This is a genomic window from Sphaerisporangium fuscum, from assembly GCF_018531465.1.
In the GTDB taxonomy this organism is placed as follows: domain Bacteria; phylum Actinomycetota; class Actinomycetes; order Streptosporangiales; family Streptosporangiaceae; genus Sphaerisporangium; species Sphaerisporangium fuscum.
On record NZ_JAHDTF010000018.1, the window covers coordinates 181,004 to 197,469 of the forward strand.

The 16,466-nt window shown below is 73.3% G+C and carries 19 protein-coding genes; 8 read left to right on the forward strand and 11 right to left on the reverse strand.

Annotated elements, in window-relative coordinates; genetic code table 11:
* Positions 1 to 11 precede the first annotated feature (11 nt).
* The 4 genes from aroB to KIK05_RS48980 form a co-directional block, all read right to left on the reverse strand.
* The gene (gene aroB / locus KIK05_RS23210) at positions 12 to 1,088 is read right to left on the reverse strand and encodes a 3-dehydroquinate synthase (RefSeq protein WP_214412898.1); all 1,077 of its coding nucleotides are present in this window, start codon (positions 1,086 to 1,088) and stop codon (positions 12 to 14) included.
* Positions 1,085 to 1,591, reverse strand: coding sequence for a shikimate kinase (locus KIK05_RS23215; protein WP_214412899.1), 507 nt, complete (start codon positions 1,589 to 1,591; stop codon positions 1,085 to 1,087). Before KIK05_RS23215 ends, aroB begins: the two co-directional genes overlap by 4 nt.
* The gene (gene aroC / locus KIK05_RS23220; RefSeq protein ID WP_214412900.1) at positions 1,588 to 2,766 is read right to left on the reverse strand and encodes a chorismate synthase; all 1,179 of its coding nucleotides are present in this window, start codon (positions 2,764 to 2,766) and stop codon (positions 1,588 to 1,590) included. Before aroC ends, KIK05_RS23215 begins: the two co-directional genes overlap by 4 nt.
* 73 nt (positions 2,767 to 2,839) lie before the next feature.
* Positions 2,840 to 3,571: a prepilin peptidase gene (locus KIK05_RS48980; RefSeq protein ID WP_214412901.1), complete on the reverse strand. Its 732-nt coding sequence runs from the start codon at positions 3,569 to 3,571 to the stop codon at positions 2,840 to 2,842.
* A gap of 164 nt (positions 3,572 to 3,735) precedes the next feature.
* Here KIK05_RS48980 and KIK05_RS23230 point away from each other — a divergent pair, with 164 nt between their 5' ends.
* Positions 3,736 to 4,320 carry an SseB family protein gene (locus tag KIK05_RS23230; protein WP_214412902.1) on the forward strand — a complete coding sequence of 195 codons (585 nt, stop codon included), beginning with the start codon at positions 3,736 to 3,738 and terminating at the stop codon, positions 4,318 to 4,320.
* Here KIK05_RS23230 and KIK05_RS48260 read toward each other — a convergent pair.
* The 4 genes from KIK05_RS48260 to KIK05_RS23250 form a co-directional block, all read right to left on the reverse strand.
* Positions 4,310 to 4,504 (reverse strand): hypothetical protein, encoded by a 195-nt coding sequence (locus KIK05_RS48260; protein WP_214412903.1) that lies wholly within the window; start codon positions 4,502 to 4,504, stop codon positions 4,310 to 4,312. The two genes, KIK05_RS23230 and KIK05_RS48260, sit on opposite strands and share 11 nt — an antisense overlap.
* Positions 4,501 to 4,875 carry a hypothetical protein gene (locus tag KIK05_RS23240; protein ID WP_214412904.1) on the reverse strand — a complete coding sequence of 125 codons (375 nt, stop codon included), beginning with the start codon at positions 4,873 to 4,875 and terminating at the stop codon, positions 4,501 to 4,503. Before KIK05_RS23240 ends, KIK05_RS48260 begins: the two co-directional genes overlap by 4 nt.
* A gap of 48 nt (positions 4,876 to 4,923) precedes the next feature.
* Complete coding sequence (gene bar, locus KIK05_RS23245; protein WP_214412905.1) at positions 4,924 to 6,030, reverse strand: barbiturase; 1,107 nt, start codon at positions 6,028 to 6,030, stop codon at positions 4,924 to 4,926.
* 64 nt (positions 6,031 to 6,094) lie between these two features.
* The gene (locus KIK05_RS23250; protein ID WP_308250075.1) at positions 6,095 to 7,036 is read right to left on the reverse strand and encodes a carbamate kinase; all 942 of its coding nucleotides are present in this window, start codon (positions 7,034 to 7,036) and stop codon (positions 6,095 to 6,097) included.
* A 213-nt stretch (positions 7,037 to 7,249) separates the two neighbouring features.
* Between KIK05_RS23250 and KIK05_RS23255 the strand changes: the two genes are divergently transcribed.
* Entirely contained in the window at positions 7,250 to 7,591 is a 342-nt protein-coding gene (locus KIK05_RS23255; RefSeq protein ID WP_214412906.1) for a hypothetical protein, read from the forward strand.
* Between the two features lie 12 nt (positions 7,592 to 7,603).
* On the opposite strand, the gene KIK05_RS23260 is transcribed toward KIK05_RS23255, so the two are convergent.
* Positions 7,604 to 8,770: a pyridoxal phosphate-dependent aminotransferase gene (locus tag KIK05_RS23260; protein WP_214412907.1), complete on the reverse strand. Its 1,167-nt coding sequence runs from the start codon at positions 8,768 to 8,770 to the stop codon at positions 7,604 to 7,606.
* A gap of 199 nt (positions 8,771 to 8,969) precedes the next feature.
* Here KIK05_RS23260 and KIK05_RS48985 point away from each other — a divergent pair, with 199 nt between their 5' ends.
* The 6 genes from KIK05_RS48985 to KIK05_RS23290 are packed head-to-tail and all read left to right on the forward strand — an operon-like array spanning position 8,970 to position 13,552.
* Positions 8,970 to 10,085, forward strand: a complete 1,116-nt coding sequence (locus KIK05_RS48985) for a DUF418 domain-containing protein (protein ID WP_214412908.1) — start codon at positions 8,970 to 8,972, stop codon at positions 10,083 to 10,085.
* Entirely contained in the window at positions 10,082 to 10,897 is an 816-nt protein-coding gene (locus KIK05_RS23270) for a carbon-nitrogen hydrolase family protein (RefSeq protein ID WP_214412909.1), read from the forward strand. The genes KIK05_RS48985 and KIK05_RS23270 overlap by 4 nt, the downstream gene beginning before the upstream one ends.
* A gap of 16 nt (positions 10,898 to 10,913) precedes the next feature.
* Positions 10,914 to 11,372 carry a hypothetical protein gene (locus tag KIK05_RS23275; protein WP_308250076.1) on the forward strand — a complete coding sequence of 153 codons (459 nt, stop codon included), beginning with the start codon at positions 10,914 to 10,916 and terminating at the stop codon, positions 11,370 to 11,372.
* On the forward strand, positions 11,369 to 11,797 hold the full coding sequence (locus KIK05_RS23280; protein WP_214412910.1) for a UCP033725 family protein: 429 nt from the start codon (positions 11,369 to 11,371) through the stop codon (positions 11,795 to 11,797). Before KIK05_RS23275 ends, KIK05_RS23280 begins: the two co-directional genes overlap by 4 nt.
* On the forward strand, positions 11,794 to 12,306 hold the full coding sequence (locus tag KIK05_RS23285) for a SigE family RNA polymerase sigma factor (protein WP_308250077.1): 513 nt from the start codon (positions 11,794 to 11,796) through the stop codon (positions 12,304 to 12,306). The genes KIK05_RS23280 and KIK05_RS23285 overlap by 4 nt, the downstream gene beginning before the upstream one ends.
* Positions 12,299 to 13,552 carry a hypothetical protein gene (locus KIK05_RS23290; RefSeq protein WP_214412911.1) on the forward strand — a complete coding sequence of 418 codons (1,254 nt, stop codon included), beginning with the start codon at positions 12,299 to 12,301 and terminating at the stop codon, positions 13,550 to 13,552. The genes KIK05_RS23285 and KIK05_RS23290 overlap by 8 nt, the downstream gene beginning before the upstream one ends.
* A 17-nt stretch (positions 13,553 to 13,569) precedes the next feature.
* Here the strand turns inward: KIK05_RS23290 and KIK05_RS23295 are convergent, their stop codons facing one another.
* The gene (locus tag KIK05_RS23295; RefSeq protein ID WP_214412912.1) at positions 13,570 to 15,117 is read right to left on the reverse strand and encodes a carboxyl transferase domain-containing protein; all 1,548 of its coding nucleotides are present in this window, start codon (positions 15,115 to 15,117) and stop codon (positions 13,570 to 13,572) included.
* Positions 15,093 to 16,250, reverse strand: a complete 1,158-nt coding sequence (locus KIK05_RS23300; protein ID WP_214412913.1) for a CaiB/BaiF CoA transferase family protein — start codon at positions 16,248 to 16,250, stop codon at positions 15,093 to 15,095. Before KIK05_RS23300 ends, KIK05_RS23295 begins: the two co-directional genes overlap by 25 nt.
* Positions 16,251 to 16,466 lie beyond the last annotated feature (216 nt).

The following is a 16,466-nucleotide window of genomic DNA, read 5'->3' on the forward strand; positions in this document are numbered from 1 at the left end:
GAGCTCCGCGGTCACCTCGCGACCTCCCGGTAGGCCGCCTCCAGGAGCTTCTCCGAGGGGTCCTCCAGCCTGGTGACCTTGGCGATGTCGTCGAGGATGACGAAGCGCTGCCTGGCTCCGCGGTTCTTCTTGTCGACCCGCATGTGGTCGCGCAGCTGCGGCCACGCCTCGTGGCGGTACGACGTCGGGAGCCCGACCGAGGCCAGGATCGACCTGGTGCGCTCGACGATCTCCGCGGGCGCGTGGCCGGACAGGTGGGACAGCGCGGCGGCGTACACCATGCCGATGGCGACGGCCTCGCCGTGCCGCATGCGGTAGTCCTCGACGCGCTCGACGGCGTGGGCGAGGGTGTGGCCGTAGTTGAGGATCTCCCGCAGGCCGGACTCGCGCAGGTCGGCCCCCACGACGTCGGCCTTGATCTGGATCTTGCGCTCGATCAGCTCGCGGGTGTGGCGGCCGTCGGGCTCGCGGGCGCCCTCGGGGTCGTCCTCGACGAGGCGCAGGATCTCCGGGTCGGCGATGAAGCCGCCCTTGATGATCTCGGCGAGGCCGGCGACGTAGTCGTCGCGCGGCACGGTGACCAGGGTGGCGAGGTCGCACAGCACGCCCGCCGGCGGGTGGAACGAGCCGACGAGGTTCTTGCCCTCGGGGGTGTTGATGCCGGTCTTGCCGCCCACCGCCGCGTCGACCATGGCGAGCAGCGTGGTCGGCACCTGGACGACCTTGACGCCGCGCAGCCAGGTGGCGGCGACGAACCCGGCGAGGTCGGTGGTGGCCCCGCCCCCGACGCCCACGACGGCGTCGGACCGGGTGACGCCGTGCCGGCCGAACGCCGACCACAGCTCGGCGGCCACCTCGACGGACTTGGCGCCCTCGCCGTCGGGCACCGGCAGCGGCACGACGGAGTGACCCGCGGCCTCCAGGGCCCCGCAGACGGGCCGGGCGATCTCCGGCAGGGTGGCCGGGTGGACGACCGCCACCGTGCGCACCCCTTCGCCGAGCAGACCGGGCAGCTCGGCGAGCACCCCCGCCCCGACGACGACGTCGTAGGGGTGCTCGCCCTTGACGGTGATGCGGGTGCTGGTCACGCCGTGAGCCCCTTCACGATCTCGTCGGCGACGTCGTCCGGGGTACGGCCGTCGGTCACCACGATCGTCGAGGCCAGCCCCTCGTAGATCGGCCGGCGCTCCTCCATGAGGGCCTTAAGGCGGCTGCGCGGGTTCAGCACGAGCAGCGGGCGCGCCGAGGCGAGGCCCACGCGCTGGACGGCGTCGGACAGCCCCACCTGGAGGTAGACCACGTGGTGCTCGGCCAGCAGGCGCCGGGTCTCCTCGTTCAGGACGGCCCCGCCGCCCAGGGACAGCACGCCGTCGTGCTCGGCGAGCGCCAGCCGTACGGCCTCGGCCTCCAGAGCGCGGAACCGCTCCTCGCCGTCCTCGACGAAGATGTCGGAGACGGGCTTGCCGGCGACGGCCTCGACGTCGGCGTCGGTGTCACGGAAGCCGGCGCCGAGCCGATCGGCCAGCAGGCGGCCGACGGTGGACTTGCCCGACCCCGGAGGGCCGATGAGCACAGCTCTGGGAGAGGTCACTTGATCACCATGGACGAGAGGTAGCCGGAAAGGTTGCGGGCGACCTCCTCGACGGAGTCGCCACCGAACTTCTCGACGGCCGCGTCGGCGAGCACCAGCGCGACCATCGCCTCAGCGACGATACCGGCGGCGGGAACGGCGCAGACATCCGACCGCTGGTTGATCGCCTTGGCGGGCTCGCCGGTGAGCACGTCGACCGTGGACAGCGCCCTCGGCACGGTGGAGATCGGCTTCATCGCGGCGCGGACCCGCAGCGGCTCGCCGTTGGTCATGCCGCCCTCGACGCCGCCCGCGCGGTTGGTGACGCGGCGCACGCCCCCGCCGGTGTTCTCGATCTCGTCGTGGGCCTGGGAGCCGCGGCGGCGGGCGGTCTCGAAGCCGTCGCCGACCGCCACCCCCTTGATCGCCTGGATGCCCATGAGGGCCGCGGCGAGGCGCGCGTCGAGGCGGCGGTCCCAGTGGACGTAGCTGCCGAGACCGGGCGGCAGGCCGTAGGCGAGGACCTCGACGACACCGCCCAGGGTGTCGCCTTCCTTCTTGGCGGTGTCGATCTCCTCGATCATGGCGGCGCCGGCGGCGGCGTCCAGGCAGCGGACCGGGTGCTCGTCGACGGCCGCGAGGTCGGCGGGCGCGGGGACGACGCCCGCGGGCGCCTCCACCGTGCCGATCGAGACGACGTGGCTGACGATGTCGACCCCGAGCGCCTGCTTGAGGAAGTTGCGGGCGACCTGGCCGAGGGCGACCCGCGCGGCGGTCTCGCGGGCGCTGGCGCGGTCGAGGACCGGCCGGGCGTCGTCGAAGCCGTACTTCTGCATGCCGGACAGGTCGGCGTGGCCGGGGCGGGGACGCGACAGGGGGGCGTTGCGGGCCTGGGCGGCGAGGACCTCGGGGTCGACCGGGTCGGCCGCCATCACGGTCTCCCACTTGGGCCACTCGGTGTTGCCGACGCGGATCGCGATCGGGCTGCCGAGGGTGCGGCCGTGGCGGACGCCGCCGACGACGCTCACCTCGTCCTGCTCGAACTTCATGCGCGCGCCGCGGCCATAGCCCAGGCGGCGCCTCGCCAGAGCCTGCTGGAGCTCGGCCGTCGTCACCTCCACCCCTGCGGGCAGCCCTTCGAGGATCGCGACGAGCTCAGGTCCGTGGGACTCACCTGCGGTCAACCAGCGCAACATGATGACAAGTCTTCCATGTACCGCCTACTGCCATCGCCGCCCACGCCGCGTGCCCACCGGCCCGGGTGCCCGATCAGAGGAGGACGGCGGCGAGGGCGCCGAGCAGGATGAAGGGGCCGAGGGGGAAGTGGCTCTTCAGCGTGCCCCGGCGGGTCGCCAGCAGGGCGACGGCGTACCCGGCGCCGAGGAACTGCCCGCCGACCGCCGCCACCAGCCAGGCGTCGACCCCGAGCGTCCCGGCGAGCATGCCGACGAGCCCGGCGAGCTTGACGTCGCCGAACCCGAGCGCGTCCGGCCGTACGAACCACATCACCCCGTACACGCCGGCCAGCGCCAGCCCGCCGAGCAGCGCCGCCGGCAGGTCCCCGGTGGGGGCGAGCAGCAGCGCGAGGACCGGGTACGACGACAGGGTGATCACGTCGGGCAGCCGCCGGGTCCGCCAGTCGATCGCGGCGAGCGCGCAGCCGGCGACGGCGGCGTACAGCCAGGCGACCAGGGAGAAGCCGCCTTCCACCCTCCAGGCGACCAGGGCGCAGACGGCGGCGGTGCAGATCTCGGCCAGCGGCGGCCAGGTGAACGACGGCCCGCCGCGCAGCGCCCCCCGGAAGGCCTCCCGCGCCTCACCGCGCCGGTCTCGCGGGTGGTGATCGCGTGCCGCCTCGTCCGGAGGTGGCGCGTCCGGCCGGTCGCGCTCGGGGGCCGCTTCGTCGAGGTCGTCGTACGGGGCGAAGCCCGCCGCCAGGGCGCGGACGTAGGGACCCGCGACCAGGCCCAGCAGGGCCGCCCCGGCGACGACGAAGCTCACCCGCCGACGATAACGTCCACGCGAAGGCGGAGCCCATGGCGGGCGCGGAGCCCATGGCGGGCGCGGAGCCCATGGCGGGCGCGGAGCCCGTGAGGGGCGCGTGGTCCTGCTCCCGGGGTGGCGCGCGGGCACCCCGGGCCGGGGGCCGGGTAGGCTCGCGTGACGTGCCGAGCATTCCGCAGCCCCTGGTCCCCGACGACGACGGCAGCGCCGACGCCTCCGTGGCGGCGGCCCTGGCGGGCCTGGCCGCCGGCACGGCCGACGCCACCGAGGTGGTCTCGGCCCTGAGCACGGCGCGTCTGCTGGTGCCGGTCGTCGCCCTGCTGACGGAGTCGGAGGTCGGCGAGCACGGGCTCAAGCAGGAGAAGGAAAGCGAGATGGCGCTGCCCGTCCTGGTCGGCGCCGACGGCCGGAGGGCCGTCCCCGCGTTCACCTCGGCGGAGTCGCTGAGGCTGTGGCGGGCGGACGCCCGGCCGATCCAGGCCGTGACGCCGCAGGTCTGCCGCGCGGCGCTCGGCGAGGAGGCCGCCGCCGTGGTCGTGGACGTCGCCGGGCCGGTGCCGTTCGCGATCGAGGGCGCCATGCTGCACGCCCTGGCCTCGGTCGGCGGGGTCAGCGGCGAGGAGGAGAGCGTCCAGGCCCTCCTGCGCGACCTGTCCGGCCACGCGGAGGTCACCGTCGCCCGCCCGACCGCCGCCCCTGCCCCGAGGCGCGGCCTGCTGCGCCGCTTCCGCCCCCTCAAGGGCTGAAGCCCGGCGGCGAGCCGTGCGGTGGGCGGCCGCCCGGCCCGTAGTGGTGGTGCTCGTGCAGGTCTCCCGCCAGCTGGTAGACCGCGCCGTCACCGGACGCCCCGGCCCGCTGGCGGACCGGGCCGCGCCCCGGCGCCCTGACCGGCCGGCGGCCCCGGCCGACGCCGTCCGTCCGGCCTTTCACGCCTCGCCGGGCCCGTGGTCGTCACCGCCGATCTGGGTGATCACACCGTCGCCCCTCGCCCTGGCCCGCTGGACCATATGCCCCTCGGAGCCGGCCACCTGGCCGCCGGACGGATTCCGATCTCCACCGATCTGGGTCACCCGCCCCCGCTGTGACGCCTTCGCGCGTTGCGACCCCCGCCGGCGTCCGCCGGACGGGGACGCCACGCCGTACACCGACACCGCCAGTCCGACCAGCCCGGCCAGAGCCCCGATCACGCTGGCCCTCTGGTCGGCCTCGGACAACGGGACCTTGGAGAAGTAGACGGCCAGCCCGGCGACGGCCCCGGCCGTCACCACCGCGCCGCCCCACATCCATATCCGCCTCGCCATAGCGGACATCATCGACGAATCGCCAAGATCATGGGCCGAAGGAAGGGCTCAGCCGAGGTCCGCGATGGCGGCCACCGGGCCGCCGCCGGAGGGGCCCTGGTGGACGGCGGCGACGGAGACGAAGACGGCGGGGTCGCCGGTGACGCTCGCCGCGACGCCGCCGACCGTGGCCTTGATCTGCCGGTGCCAGTGCACGTCGGAGTCGTCGAGCATGATGTTCCTGCGCCCGCGCACCCGCCCGCTCGGGTCGGCCTCGCACTTCATGAAGACGTTGACCAGCCGGCCGCCGAGGTCGCTCGGGTGCGGGCGGGCGGGCAGCTCGATCCCGCTGGAACGGATGGCCTCCCAGATGCCGTCGGCGTCGAGGGCGTCCTTCATGACGCTGTGCCCGATGCGGTACCGGCCGCCGACGCCGCGCACGTTCCCCACCACGACGATCTGCGCGCGGTCGAGCTCGACCCCTGAGGAGCAGGAGGCGACGCTGGAGTACAGCGAGAGGTCCTTGTGGATCTGCTCGGCCGTGGGCGTCTCGATCTCGCCGAGCGCCACGGCGATGCCGAGGGCGGTGGTGGAGTTGGAGATGTCCATGGAGGGGCCGGTGTCCTCGGTGACGACGTCCTGGCCGCGCGACTTGGCGTCGGTGATGGTGGCGAGGGTCAGCAGCGGGGTCTTGGTCTGGACGTAGTGGACGTCGGCGGGGTCCTCGATGCCCGCGATCTTCATGGCCTCCCGTACCCCGGCGGCGACCTTCTCCACCATGGCGGGACGGCCGATGTCCTCGGGGAGGATCACCTCGCTCATCGCGACGCCGACCGACACGCGCGGCTCGTCGGTGGGCTGGACGGTGGACGGGTCGAGGGTGGCGAAGATCGTCGCGTGCGGGCTGAGCACGCCGTCCGTACCGCCGGACCACACCAGCGGCACCTGCGCGACCTCCTCCGGCGTACGCGTGCCCTTGGCCACCAGCACCTCGCGGAACGCCCGGTCGGCGAGGATGCGGGTGTAGTCGTTCACGCCGCCGTTGCCCTCGGTCTTGCCGATCACGGCGAGCACCCGGTCGGCCTCGATCACCCCGTCGTCGATGAGCTTCTCGAGCCCGGAGGCGTCGGTGACGCTCTCGATGGCGACCTTGCGCACCTCGATCGGATCCGGCATATCTCCTACCTTCCACTCATTGCGTGGCATATATCCGGCCGCGCGAACCGTTGACCCCCGGCCGTCACGCGATGTCCCCGGCGCCGCCCGGCCCCGCTGCCGGGTCTACCACGGTGCCGACGCGGCCGGTCAGCGCCTCGCCGATGCTCTCCAGCGAGGTGATGACGGCCCGGCCGCCGCCGGCCGCGAAGCGCAGCGCGGCCTCCACCTTCGGGCCCATGCTGCCCCCGGCGAAATGCCCGGCGGCCTGCAGTTCCCGCAGCTCGCCGACGGTGGTCCTGCCGATCGGGCGGGGGTCGGCGGTGCCGAACCCGGCGACGGCCGCGGGGACGTCGGTGGCGATGACGAGCACGGTCGCGTCCACGGCCCGCGCCAGCGCCGCGGCCGCGGCGTCCTTGTCGACCACCGCCTCCACGCCGGTCAGCCCTCCGTCCGGGGATCGGACGACCGGCACTCCCCCGCCTCCGGCGACCACGACGGTGTATCCGGCCTCCATCAGGGTGAGCGCGGCGGGGGCGTCGAGGATCTCCAGCGGCTCGGGCGAGGCGACGACCCGCCTCCAGCCCCTGCCGGGGAACTCCCGCCAGCTCTGGCCCAGCTTCTCGAACCGGCGGGCCTCGGCCTCGGTGAAGTACCTGCCGATGGGCTTGACGGGGTCACGGAACGCCGGGTCGCGGGGGTCGACCAGCGTTCGGGTGACGACCACGGCCGCGCGGTGGCCGAGCGCGTTCAGGATGAGCACGCCGATGGTCGCCTGGGTCTGCGCGCCGCACCAGTCCAGCGGTACGGGGGGCACCACGTGCGCGGCGAGCTGGTTCTTCAGCAGGAGGTTGCCCACCTGGGGACCGTTGCCGTGGGTGAGGACGACCTGGTGGCCGTCCCCGATGTGCGCGGAGACGCGCCGCATGGCGTCCTCGACCGCCCGCCGCTGGTCGACCGGCGAGGCGCTTCCGTCGGGCGCGGTCATCGCGTTGCCGCCGAGCGCGATCAGTACGCGTTCACCCACAGCCCGAAGCTATCCAGACCAGTAGCTCTCCCTCATTGGCCACAATTGCCCACGAAGCAGGATTTGTTAGGAACAATTCGCCAACCGGAATCGTGGCGGCGCGGGAGCCCAAGGGCCTCCACGGCCAGCGGGGCATCGTTGCCGGACATATCCGTCCCGCAACGACATACCGGCTCCCCGCTGCAAATCCCGCCGCGGAGGCAGAATCAAGGCGTGGATGCCCCCAAAATCGAGCGCGACGAAGTCGCCGCCGCCATGTCCGCGCACCGCGAACTCGGACCGCAGTACGAGCTGGAGCTGGCCCAGTCGCTGGTCGACCGGATCAACTCGGTGATCGACGCCAGGCTCGCCGCCGAGGCGCCCCGGCGCCGGCAGGCGGGACCCGACTGGGCCCAGATGGCCCTCGGCCTCGGATCGGTGGCCCTGGCGATCCCCCTGACGGCGCTGGTCGCCAGCGTGACCTCGCGGACCGCCCCCCTGATCCTGCTCTTCGCGCTGATCGCCATCGTCAACATCGTCTACGCGGGCAGCAAGGCGTCCCGCAACCGCGACTGAGAGCGCTGGGCCTCACCTCGGCAGCCGGGCCAGGCGCGACACCGCCTCGTCGATGATCTCGTCCTTCTTGCAGAATGCGAACCGGACGAACGGCCGCCCCAGCTCCTTGCGGTCGTAGAAGACCTGGGTGGGGATGGCCACGACCCCGGCGAGCTCCGGCAGGCGCCTGGCCAGGTCGAGCCCGTCGGTGAAGCCGAGCGGCCGGATGTCGGTCTGCACGAAATAGGTGCCCGCCGGCCGGTACACCTCGAAGCCCGCCGCCGACAGCCCGGCCATCAGCCTGTCGCGCTTGGTGGCGAGCGCGTCGCGCAGCCCGTCGACCCAGCCGAGCTCGTGCCGCAGCGCGTAGGCCGCCGCCAGCTGCCACGGGGCCCCGGCGGTGAACGTCAGGAACTGCTTGACGGTCTGCGCCGCCCGCACCAGCTCAGCGGGCGCGCAGATCCACCCCGTCTTCCAGCCGGTCACCGAGAAGGACTTGCCCACGGAGGAGATCATCACGGTGCGCTCGCGCATGCCCGGCAGCGCGGCGATCGGAAGGTGCTCCACGCCGTCGTAGGTGAGGTGCTCGTACACCTCGTCGCTGATCGCGACCAGGTCGTGCTCCTGGCAGACGGCCGCGATCGCCGACAGCTCCTCGGGAGTGAAGACGGTGCCGGTGGGATTGTGCGGGGAGTTGACGAGGATCGCCCGGGTGCGCGGGCCGACGGCGGCGCGCAGCTCGGCCGGGTCGAAGGTGAACCGGCCCTCGGCCGGCCGCAGCGCGACCGGCCTGCGCACGGCCCCGGCCAGCGCGATCGCCGCCGCGTAGGAGTCGTAGTAGGGCTCGAAGACGATCACCTCGTCGCCGGCCTCGCAGAGCGCGAGGACGGCCGCCGCGATCGCCTCCGTCGCGCCGACCGTCACCAGCACCTCGCCGTCGGGGTCGTACAGCAGCCCGTACCGCTCCTTGCGATGCTCGGCGACCGCCTGCCGCAGCTCGGGCAGGCCCGGGCCGGGAGGGTACTGGTTGGAACCGCCTCTGATCGCCTCCACCGCGCGCTCCAGCATGGCCGCCGGGCCGTCGGTGTCGGGGAAACCCTGGCCGAGGTTGATCGACCCCGTGCGGACGGCGAGGGCCGTCATCTCAGCGAAGACCGTCGTGCCGAACTCGCGCATGCGGCTGACCAGAGGCTCGTTCACGGCCGCCAGCCTATCCGCTCGCGGCACGCTAGCCTCTTCTGGTGATTGCCCGGTTCACACCCCCTTGGCATGATCTACGGCATTGTCCGGCCCCCCGGTGCCCTCGACCGGCGCCGCGCGCCCGCCGTGACCACGGCGACCGGACTCCTCGGACGGCACCGGACGTCTCGCACGGACCTCTCCCCCCGAGGCGGCCCTGGTGACGTCCGCCCAGGCTCGCGGCGGCCACGCGTCCCCCGCCGCGGGCCGCATCCGGGAGCTGGACGCGCTGCGCGGCTTCGCCGTCTGCGGGATCACCATCGTCAACACCTGGCAGCACACCGTCGGCGCCGTCCACCGGCACACCACCACCCCTGCCGACTGGGTGGTCGAGAACCTCCTGCAGAGCCGCTTCTTCCCGATCTTCTCCTTCCTGTTCGGCGTGAGCTTCGTGCTGTTCCTGCGGTCGGCGGCCCACCGGACGTCCCGTCCCCGGCTCGCGCTGCTGCGCAGGCTCGCCGTGCTCGCCTGCCTGGGGCTGCTCCACCAGATGGTCGACCCGGGCGAGGTGCTGCTGCCGTACGCCGTCATCGGCGCCGTCGTGCTGCTGCCCGCGTCCTTTCTGCCGGCCTGGACGGTGCTGATCGCCGGGGCCGCGGCCACGCTGTGGGCGGCGCTGTTCCACGCCGGAGGCATCTGGCTGGTCCCGGGGCTCTTCCTGCTCGGCATGGCGTTCATCCGGTACGCGCCCGGACCGCGTGCCCTCGGCCCGGTCTTCGCGGTCAGCGCGCCGCTCGCGGTGGCGCTCACCGGTGCGTGGGTGTACCTGTGGGCGCACCCGGGGACGTTCCTCTTCCCCTTCACCGTGAGCGTCTACCCGCTCGCCGGCCTCGCCGCCGCGACCGCGTACTGCACCGGCGTGCTGCTCCTGCTCCGCCGCCGGTCCTCCCCATGGCCGCCCGAGCCGGAACCGGGCCGGGAACCGGAGCCGGGACGGGAGACGCGACCGGAGCCGGGGCCGGGGTGGGAGGCGCAACCGGGACCGGGACGGGGGCCGGGGCCGGGCGGGCGGGCGGCGCGGGTGCTGGAGGCGCTCGGGCGCGTGGCGCTCACCGCCTACCTCGCCGGCACCCTGGCGACCCTCGCCGCCCTTCCGCTCCTGACCGGCGATGGCACCCGGGCCGGCGTGCTCGCCGTCGCGGCGGTCACGATCGCCGTCCTGGCCGCGTTCGCCCGCTGGTGGCTGGCCCGTTTCAGGTACGGACCGGCGGAGTGGCTGTGGCGCTGCCTCACCTGGTGGGAGATCGTGCCCAACCGCCTTAGGCTTGGGCGGTGACACGCATCGCCCTGTGCCAGATCCCGGTGTCCTCCGATCCCAAGGCCAACCTGGAGTGCGTTCGCGACGCGCTCGGCAAGGCCGCCTCGCGGGGAGCGGCCCTCGCGGTGTTCCCCGAGGCGACGCTCACCAGGTTCGGCCCGGGCATCACCGAGTCCGCCGAGCCGCTCGACGGCCCCTTCGTCACCGCCGTCGCCGACGCCGCCCGGGCGAACGAGGTCGCCGTCCTCCTCGGCACGTTCGAGCCGGTGGGCGGCCGGGTGTACAACACGGCGGTCGCCCTCGACCGGCGCGGCCGGCTCCAGGCGGCCTACCGCAAGATCCACCTGTTCGACTCGTTCGGCGCCCGCGAGTCCGACCTCGTCGCGCCGGGCGACCGGCCGGTCGTGGTGGAGCTGGCCGGGCTGCGCGTCGGCCTGATCACCTGCTACGACGTCCGCTTCCCGGAGCTGGCCCGCGCCCTGGTCGACCTCGGCGCCGACACCTTCGCCGTGATGGCCGCCTGGGGCGGCGGCCCGCTGAAGGAAGAGCACTGGACGACGCTGGTGCGGGCGAGGGCCATCGAGAACACCACATGGACCATCGCCGTCGGCCAGGCGCCGAACCCCGAGGCCAAAGACGCCTTCGGCGTCGGCCGGAGCATGCTGGTCGACCCGATGGGGGTGGTCCGCACCGATTTGGGCCCCCGGCCGGGCGTCCAGGTCGTCGAGATCGACCCCGCCGAGACCGCCCAGGCCCGCGCCACCCTGCCCTGCCTGGAGCATCGCCGCCAAGATATTTATGCCACCGAGCCGAAAGCGCAGCTCGGCTGATCGTAAAATGCGGGATGTGAGCGAACCGGCGCCAGGAACGCAGATGCAGAAGGTCATCCCGCCGCGGCTGCTGGTGCCCTATCTCGCGGGCCAGCGCACGATCATCTCGGGCTACGTCTACCGCGTGCAGGACTGCTCGCGGCTGGCCACCCCCGATCAGCTCGTCTCGGCGCTCGACCTCGCCTTCGAGGGCTCCGAGCTCACCCCGTCCGTCCCCGAGCTGTACGTCCTTCGGTGGCTGGCGCGCGACACCGACGTCTATGTCGTGCCCTACGGGCCGCACATGGGCGGAGATTGGAACGATTCGCCGCCGTTCGCCGGGAACGGGTTCACCACGTCGCGGCAGCACGTCGTCCCCCAGTTCCACACCTCGCCCATGCCGATCCCGGCCGGCGCCGAGATCAGCCACCTCACCGACCGGGCCGAGCGGCGGTTCGCCGAGTACGACGGGCTCACCTGGCGGCGCGCGGCATGAGCGACATCGCCCCCGTCGGCCTCGGCTTCATCGCCCACCTCGACGAGCAAACGTACGCCGCCGCCCTCGGGCCCGGCCCCGACGACGTCGTCCTGTTCAGCGAGGAGCCCCGCGAGGGCTTCGACCAGGTCGGCGGCTACTGGCGGCGGCAGGTCCGGCGCGAGGACCTCGAGTGGCTGGTGCTGCTGCGCACCGTCGGCGCGTTCGGCGGCGAGCCCTGCGTGGTCCTCGACGAGGACGACGACGGCCTCCACATCGCCTACACCGGCCACAGCGGCCTGAAGGCCGAGGCGCTCGGCTACTGGATGGTCGACCACGGCGCGTACGAGGTCGTGGTGCCGCACGAGGAGGTCCACTCGATCCGCGTCGAACGGATTCCGATCCCCTGTCAACCGGCGCAGGGCGCAAGTGTCTCTGGAGTGTGACCCAAGCTCTCCCACTATCGCGCGAGCGGCCGACGTTAGCCGAGATCTTCGCCGCGCACTACCCGGCGATGGTCCGGCTCGCGGGGCTGCTCGGCGCCGATGACCCGGAGGACATCGCGCAGGAGGCGTTCGCGCGTCTGCACCTGCGAAAGGCCCGGCTGCGCGACGACGCCGCCGCCGTGCCGTACCTCCGGTCGATCGTCTGCAACCTGACCCGCAACCGGCTGCGGCACCTGCGCCTGGTACGGCTGCGCCGCCCCGAGCCGCCGCCGCCCGCGACGAGCGGCGAGCACGCGTACCTGGTGTCCGAACGGCACCGTGACCTGCTCACCGCGGTCGACCGGCTGCCCCGGCGGCAGCGGGAGGCCGTCGTGCTGCGGTACTGGCTCGACCTGTCCGAACGCGAGATCGCCGACGCCATGGGCGTCTCTCCCGGCTCCGTCAAGAGCCACACCAGCCGCGCCATCGCGGCCCTCGGCCGTGCCCTGGAGGAGAAGGACGATGACTGACGACAGGTTCCTTCTGGAGGACGACCTGCGCGAGGCCCTGCGCGCCCGCGCCGCGACCTACGAGACGAGCCCGCACGCCTGGCTCGCCGTCCAGCGGCGGACGAACAAGGCGCGCCGCCGCAGGTGGACGACGCTGGCCGCCGCCCCGCTCGTGGCGGCCGCGGCACTGACCGCCGTCCCGATGGTGCTCTCCGGTATGCGTGCCGGCCCCGACGCCGGCGTCCGCACGTCCCCGACCGCCCAGGCCTCGCCGGGGCACGGGGACGCGTTCAAGTCCCTGATCAATGAGTACCCTCCGACGGGTGAGGTGCTCGCGATCGTGGACCCCGCCACCCGCAGGCCCATGATGCTGTGGTTCTCACGCAGCGCCTACCAACCCGCGCTGGACAAGCCCGTGCCGAAGGACGCGCCGAAGTACGACGTCCTGTGCTCGGCCCTCGAGGAGCCGGACAACGGCGGAAGCGTCGGCGGCTGCCCGATGGACCGCGACCCGTCCCACGCGCGCGACCAGGCCTGGTACGTCGGCGGCAGCGATGACGACCGGCCGCTCACGAACAACCGCTTCATCTACGGCGTGGCCCGCTCACCGGTGATCATGGTGAGGGGCCGGGAGAAGGGGGGCAGCCCCATCCCCGGCATGATCTACCGGCCCAAGGGCGCGCCGGCGGCCGTATGGGTGGTGCCCTATATGGCTCAGGAGAAGATCGCGTCGGTGGAATTCGTCGACTCCGACGCGAAGACCGTCCAGCGGGTGAAGCCGCCTGCCGAGCCGGGCCTCGCCAAGGGCGTCAAGGCCGTGAAGCCCGACATGGATCTGCCGGGAGGCCTGACCGCGCGCCTGCACACCGACGGCACTCTGGTGTGGCGGCACGACGGCACGGAGGTGGGCAGGAGCGAGGTGGAAGGGCCGGTCACCAAGGATGTCCTCGCCAGGCAGGTGTCCGGGGACTCCCCGTACGCCATGAGGATCCGCGACGACTTCTGGATCGGGCTCGCCACGGCCAGGACCGCCCGCGTGAGGCTGACCTTCCTGGACGGGCAGTCGGCCGAGGCCCGCACCAGTCTCGATCCGTGGACCCACAGCGTCGGGATGTTCTCGGCGCCCCTGCCCCGTCACGGTGACATCTACGCCAAGGGTTATCTCGTCACCGGGTACGACGCCGACGGCAAGGAGATCTGGCGGCACCAGGAGCCTCCGCACCCGCCGCTGTGGCCCGACGTGCCGATCTCGACCCCGGCCCGGTAGCACCGCGAACACCCCTTCTAAGCGCTTCCCAGGTGGCGGTACCGGGCGAGGCGGGCGGTGAGGCGGTCTTCGGGCGGGCGGCCGAGCAGGGTGATGATCTCGTGTTCGAGCGCCCGGGCGACCCGCTCGCAGAACGCCCTCGGCTCGTACGCCGCGTCGGGGAGCTCGGGGATGACGCGGTCGACGATGCCGTCGCGCCTGAGGTCGGTCGCCCGCACTCCCTGCGCCTTGGCGATCTCGGGGGCGAAGTCGATCGTCCGGTACAGCAGGGCGGAGGCGCCCTCGGGCGGCAGCGGCGACAGCCAGGCGTGCTGGGCGGCGAGCACCCGGTCGGCGGGGAGGAGCGCGAGCGCCGCCCCGCCCGCCCCCTCGCCGAGGAGCAGGCAGACGGTGGGCGCGTCGAGCATCACCAGGTCGGCGAGCGAGCGGGCGATCTCGGCGGCCAGCCCGCCCTCCTCGGCGGCCTTGGACAGCGCCGCACCGGCCGTGTCGATCACGGTGACCAGTGGAAGACCCAGCTCGGTCGCCAGGCGCATGCCCCGGCGCGCCACCCGCAGCCCGGCCGGGCCGAGGTGGCGGCCGAGGCGGCGCTGGCGGCGGTCCTGGCCGAGCACGACGGCGGGCGCCGTGCCGAACCGGGCCAGGGCGAGCAGCAGCCCCGGGTCGTTCTCGCCCACGCCGGTGCCGTTCAGCGGCGTGACGTCGGTGGCGCCCAGCTTGAGCAGCGCCCGGACGCTCGGCCGGTCGTCGCGCCGTGACCGGCTGATGGCCTCCCAGGCCTCGACGGCGACCTCGTGCTCCTCCGGCTCCTCGATCACGGCCGGCGCCGGCGCGAGCCGCCCGGCGTCCCTGGGCGCGCACAGGACGTTCAGCGCGCGGACGGCGATCTCGCGGGCGTTCTCGGCCGTGACCAGGGCGTCGACCAGGCCGTGCCTGAAGAGGTTCTCGGCGGTCTGGACGCCCTCGGGGAACGGGTAGCCGTACAGCGACTCGAACACCCTCGGGCCGAGGAAGCCGATCAGGGCGCCCGGCTCGGCCGCGGTGAGGTGCCCGAGAGATCCCCAGGAGGCGAACACGCCGCCCGTGGTGGGGTGGCGGAGGTAGACGATGTACGGCAGGCCGGCGGCGCGGTGGGCGGAGACGGCGGCGCTGATCTTGATCATCTGGACGAACGCCAGCGCGCCCTCCTGCATGCGGGTGCCGCCGGAGGCGGGCGCGGCGAGCAGCGGGAGATTCTCGGCGGTGGCCCGCTCGACGGCGCGGACCAGGCGTTCGGCGGCGGCCACGCCGATCGATCCGGCGAGGAACGAGAACTCGCAGACCATCACCGCCACCCGGCGGCCGTCCAGCAGCCCCTCCCCGGTGACCACCGACTCGTCGTACCCGGTCTTGGCGCGGACGGCGGCGAGTTCCTCGGCGTACGGCGAGCCCGGAGGGGCGGGATCGGCCGGGGGCTCGTCCCACGAGATGAACGACCCGGGGTCGAGGACGGTGTGGATGAGCGTGCGCGCGTCGGGACGGCCCGCGTTCACCGGCTCGATCACGCTTCCCGCTTCGCCAGCCATTCGAGCACGGCATCGTTGTCCTGCCCGAGCGCGGGAGGGGCGAGGTGCTCGGCGGGCGGCGCGCCGTCGAACCTGAGCGGCGAGCCCGGCAGCTCGATGCGGCCGAGCGCCGGGTGGTCGACGGTGACGACCAGGTCCTGCGAGCGTGTCTGGTCCCACCCGTACACCTCGTCGAGGGAGCGGATCGCCCCGGCCGGGATGCCGATCTCGGCGAGCGCGGCCAGCCAGTGGGCCCGGTCGTGGGCGCTCAGGGCCTTCTCCATGTCGGCGATCAGCTCGTCGCGGTGCGCGAAGCGTTCCCGGTTGACGGCGTATTTCGGGTTCTCCGGGTCGATGCCGAGCAGGGGGGCGAGCTTGCGCCACTGCGCGTCGTTGGCGACCGCGATCTGGATCATGCCGTCGGCGCAGTGGAAGGCGCCGTACGGGGCGATGGAGGCGTGGTGGTTGCCGCCGGCCGCCGGGACCTTGCCGCCGACCGTCCACGCGGTGCCGTGGTAGGAGTGCACGCCGACCACCGAGGCCAGCAGGGACGTGCGCACGACCTTGCCCTTGCCGGTGCGCTCCCTCTCGTAGAGGGCGGCGAGCACGCCGTACGCGCCGTGGATGCCCGCGAGCAGGTCGGCGATCGAGGCGCCCACGCGGTACGGCTCGTCGGGCGAGGGGCCGGTGAGGCTCATCAGGCCCGCCTCGCCCTGCGCGATCTGGTCGTACCCCGGGCGCCCGCCCTCGGGGCCGTCGTGGCCGAAGCCGGTGATCGAGAGGATCACCAGGCGCGGGTTGAGCTCGTGCAGGCGCTCCACCGGGAAGCCGAGCCGGTCGAGCACGCCGGTGCGGAAGTTCTCGACCAGGACGTCGCTCTGCCTGACCAGCCGGGTGAGCAGTTCCTTGCCGTCCTCGGACTTCAGATCGAGGGTGATGGACCGCTTGTTGCGGTTGGCCGCCAGGAAATACGTGGAAATGTCGCCCGAAGGGCCGACGAACGGCGGACCCCAGCCGCGCGACTCGTCGCCACCCTCGGGATGTTCCACCTTGATCACCGTGGCGCCCAGATCGCCCAGCATCTGCGCTCCATGCGGCCCGGCCAGAGCCCGGGACAGGTCGAGGACGACGATGTCACTGAGAGGTCCCTGCAAGGTCAGCCTCCACGGGGGTCGGGGGGAACGCGTACGGTCTCCACCGGCAAGCCTGCCAGGTCGGACCGGCCGCGCAGCACCCAGGTCGCACCAGTGCCCCCGGACGACGGCCGGAGCCCGTCCAGGCCTGGGGGTGATTCTTCATATCACCCCCAGTGGCCGATCGCCGCGACCGACACCGAAGTCCCGCACCCCCTGCTCCGACTTCCCTCCGCG

Coding starts and splice junctions, on each gene's coding strand:
- KIK05_RS23290 (WP_214412911.1), top strand. CDS start 12,299: ATGACTGACGACAGGTTCCTTCTGGAGGACGACCTGCGCGAGGCCCTG.
- aroC (WP_214412900.1), bottom strand. CDS start 2,766: ATGTTGCGCTGGTTGACCGCAGGTGAGTCCCACGGACCTGAGCTCGTC.
- KIK05_RS23295 (WP_214412912.1), bottom strand. CDS start 15,117: ATGGCTGGCGAAGCGGGAAGCGTGATCGAGCCGGTGAACGCGGGCCGT.
- KIK05_RS23280 (WP_214412910.1), top strand. CDS start 11,369: ATGAGCGACATCGCCCCCGTCGGCCTCGGCTTCATCGCCCACCTCGAC.
- bar (WP_214412905.1), bottom strand. CDS start 6,030: ATGCCGGATCCGATCGAGGTGCGCAAGGTCGCCATCGAGAGCGTCACC.
- KIK05_RS23240 (WP_214412904.1), bottom strand. CDS start 4,875: ATGGCGAGGCGGATATGGATGTGGGGCGGCGCGGTGGTGACGGCCGGG.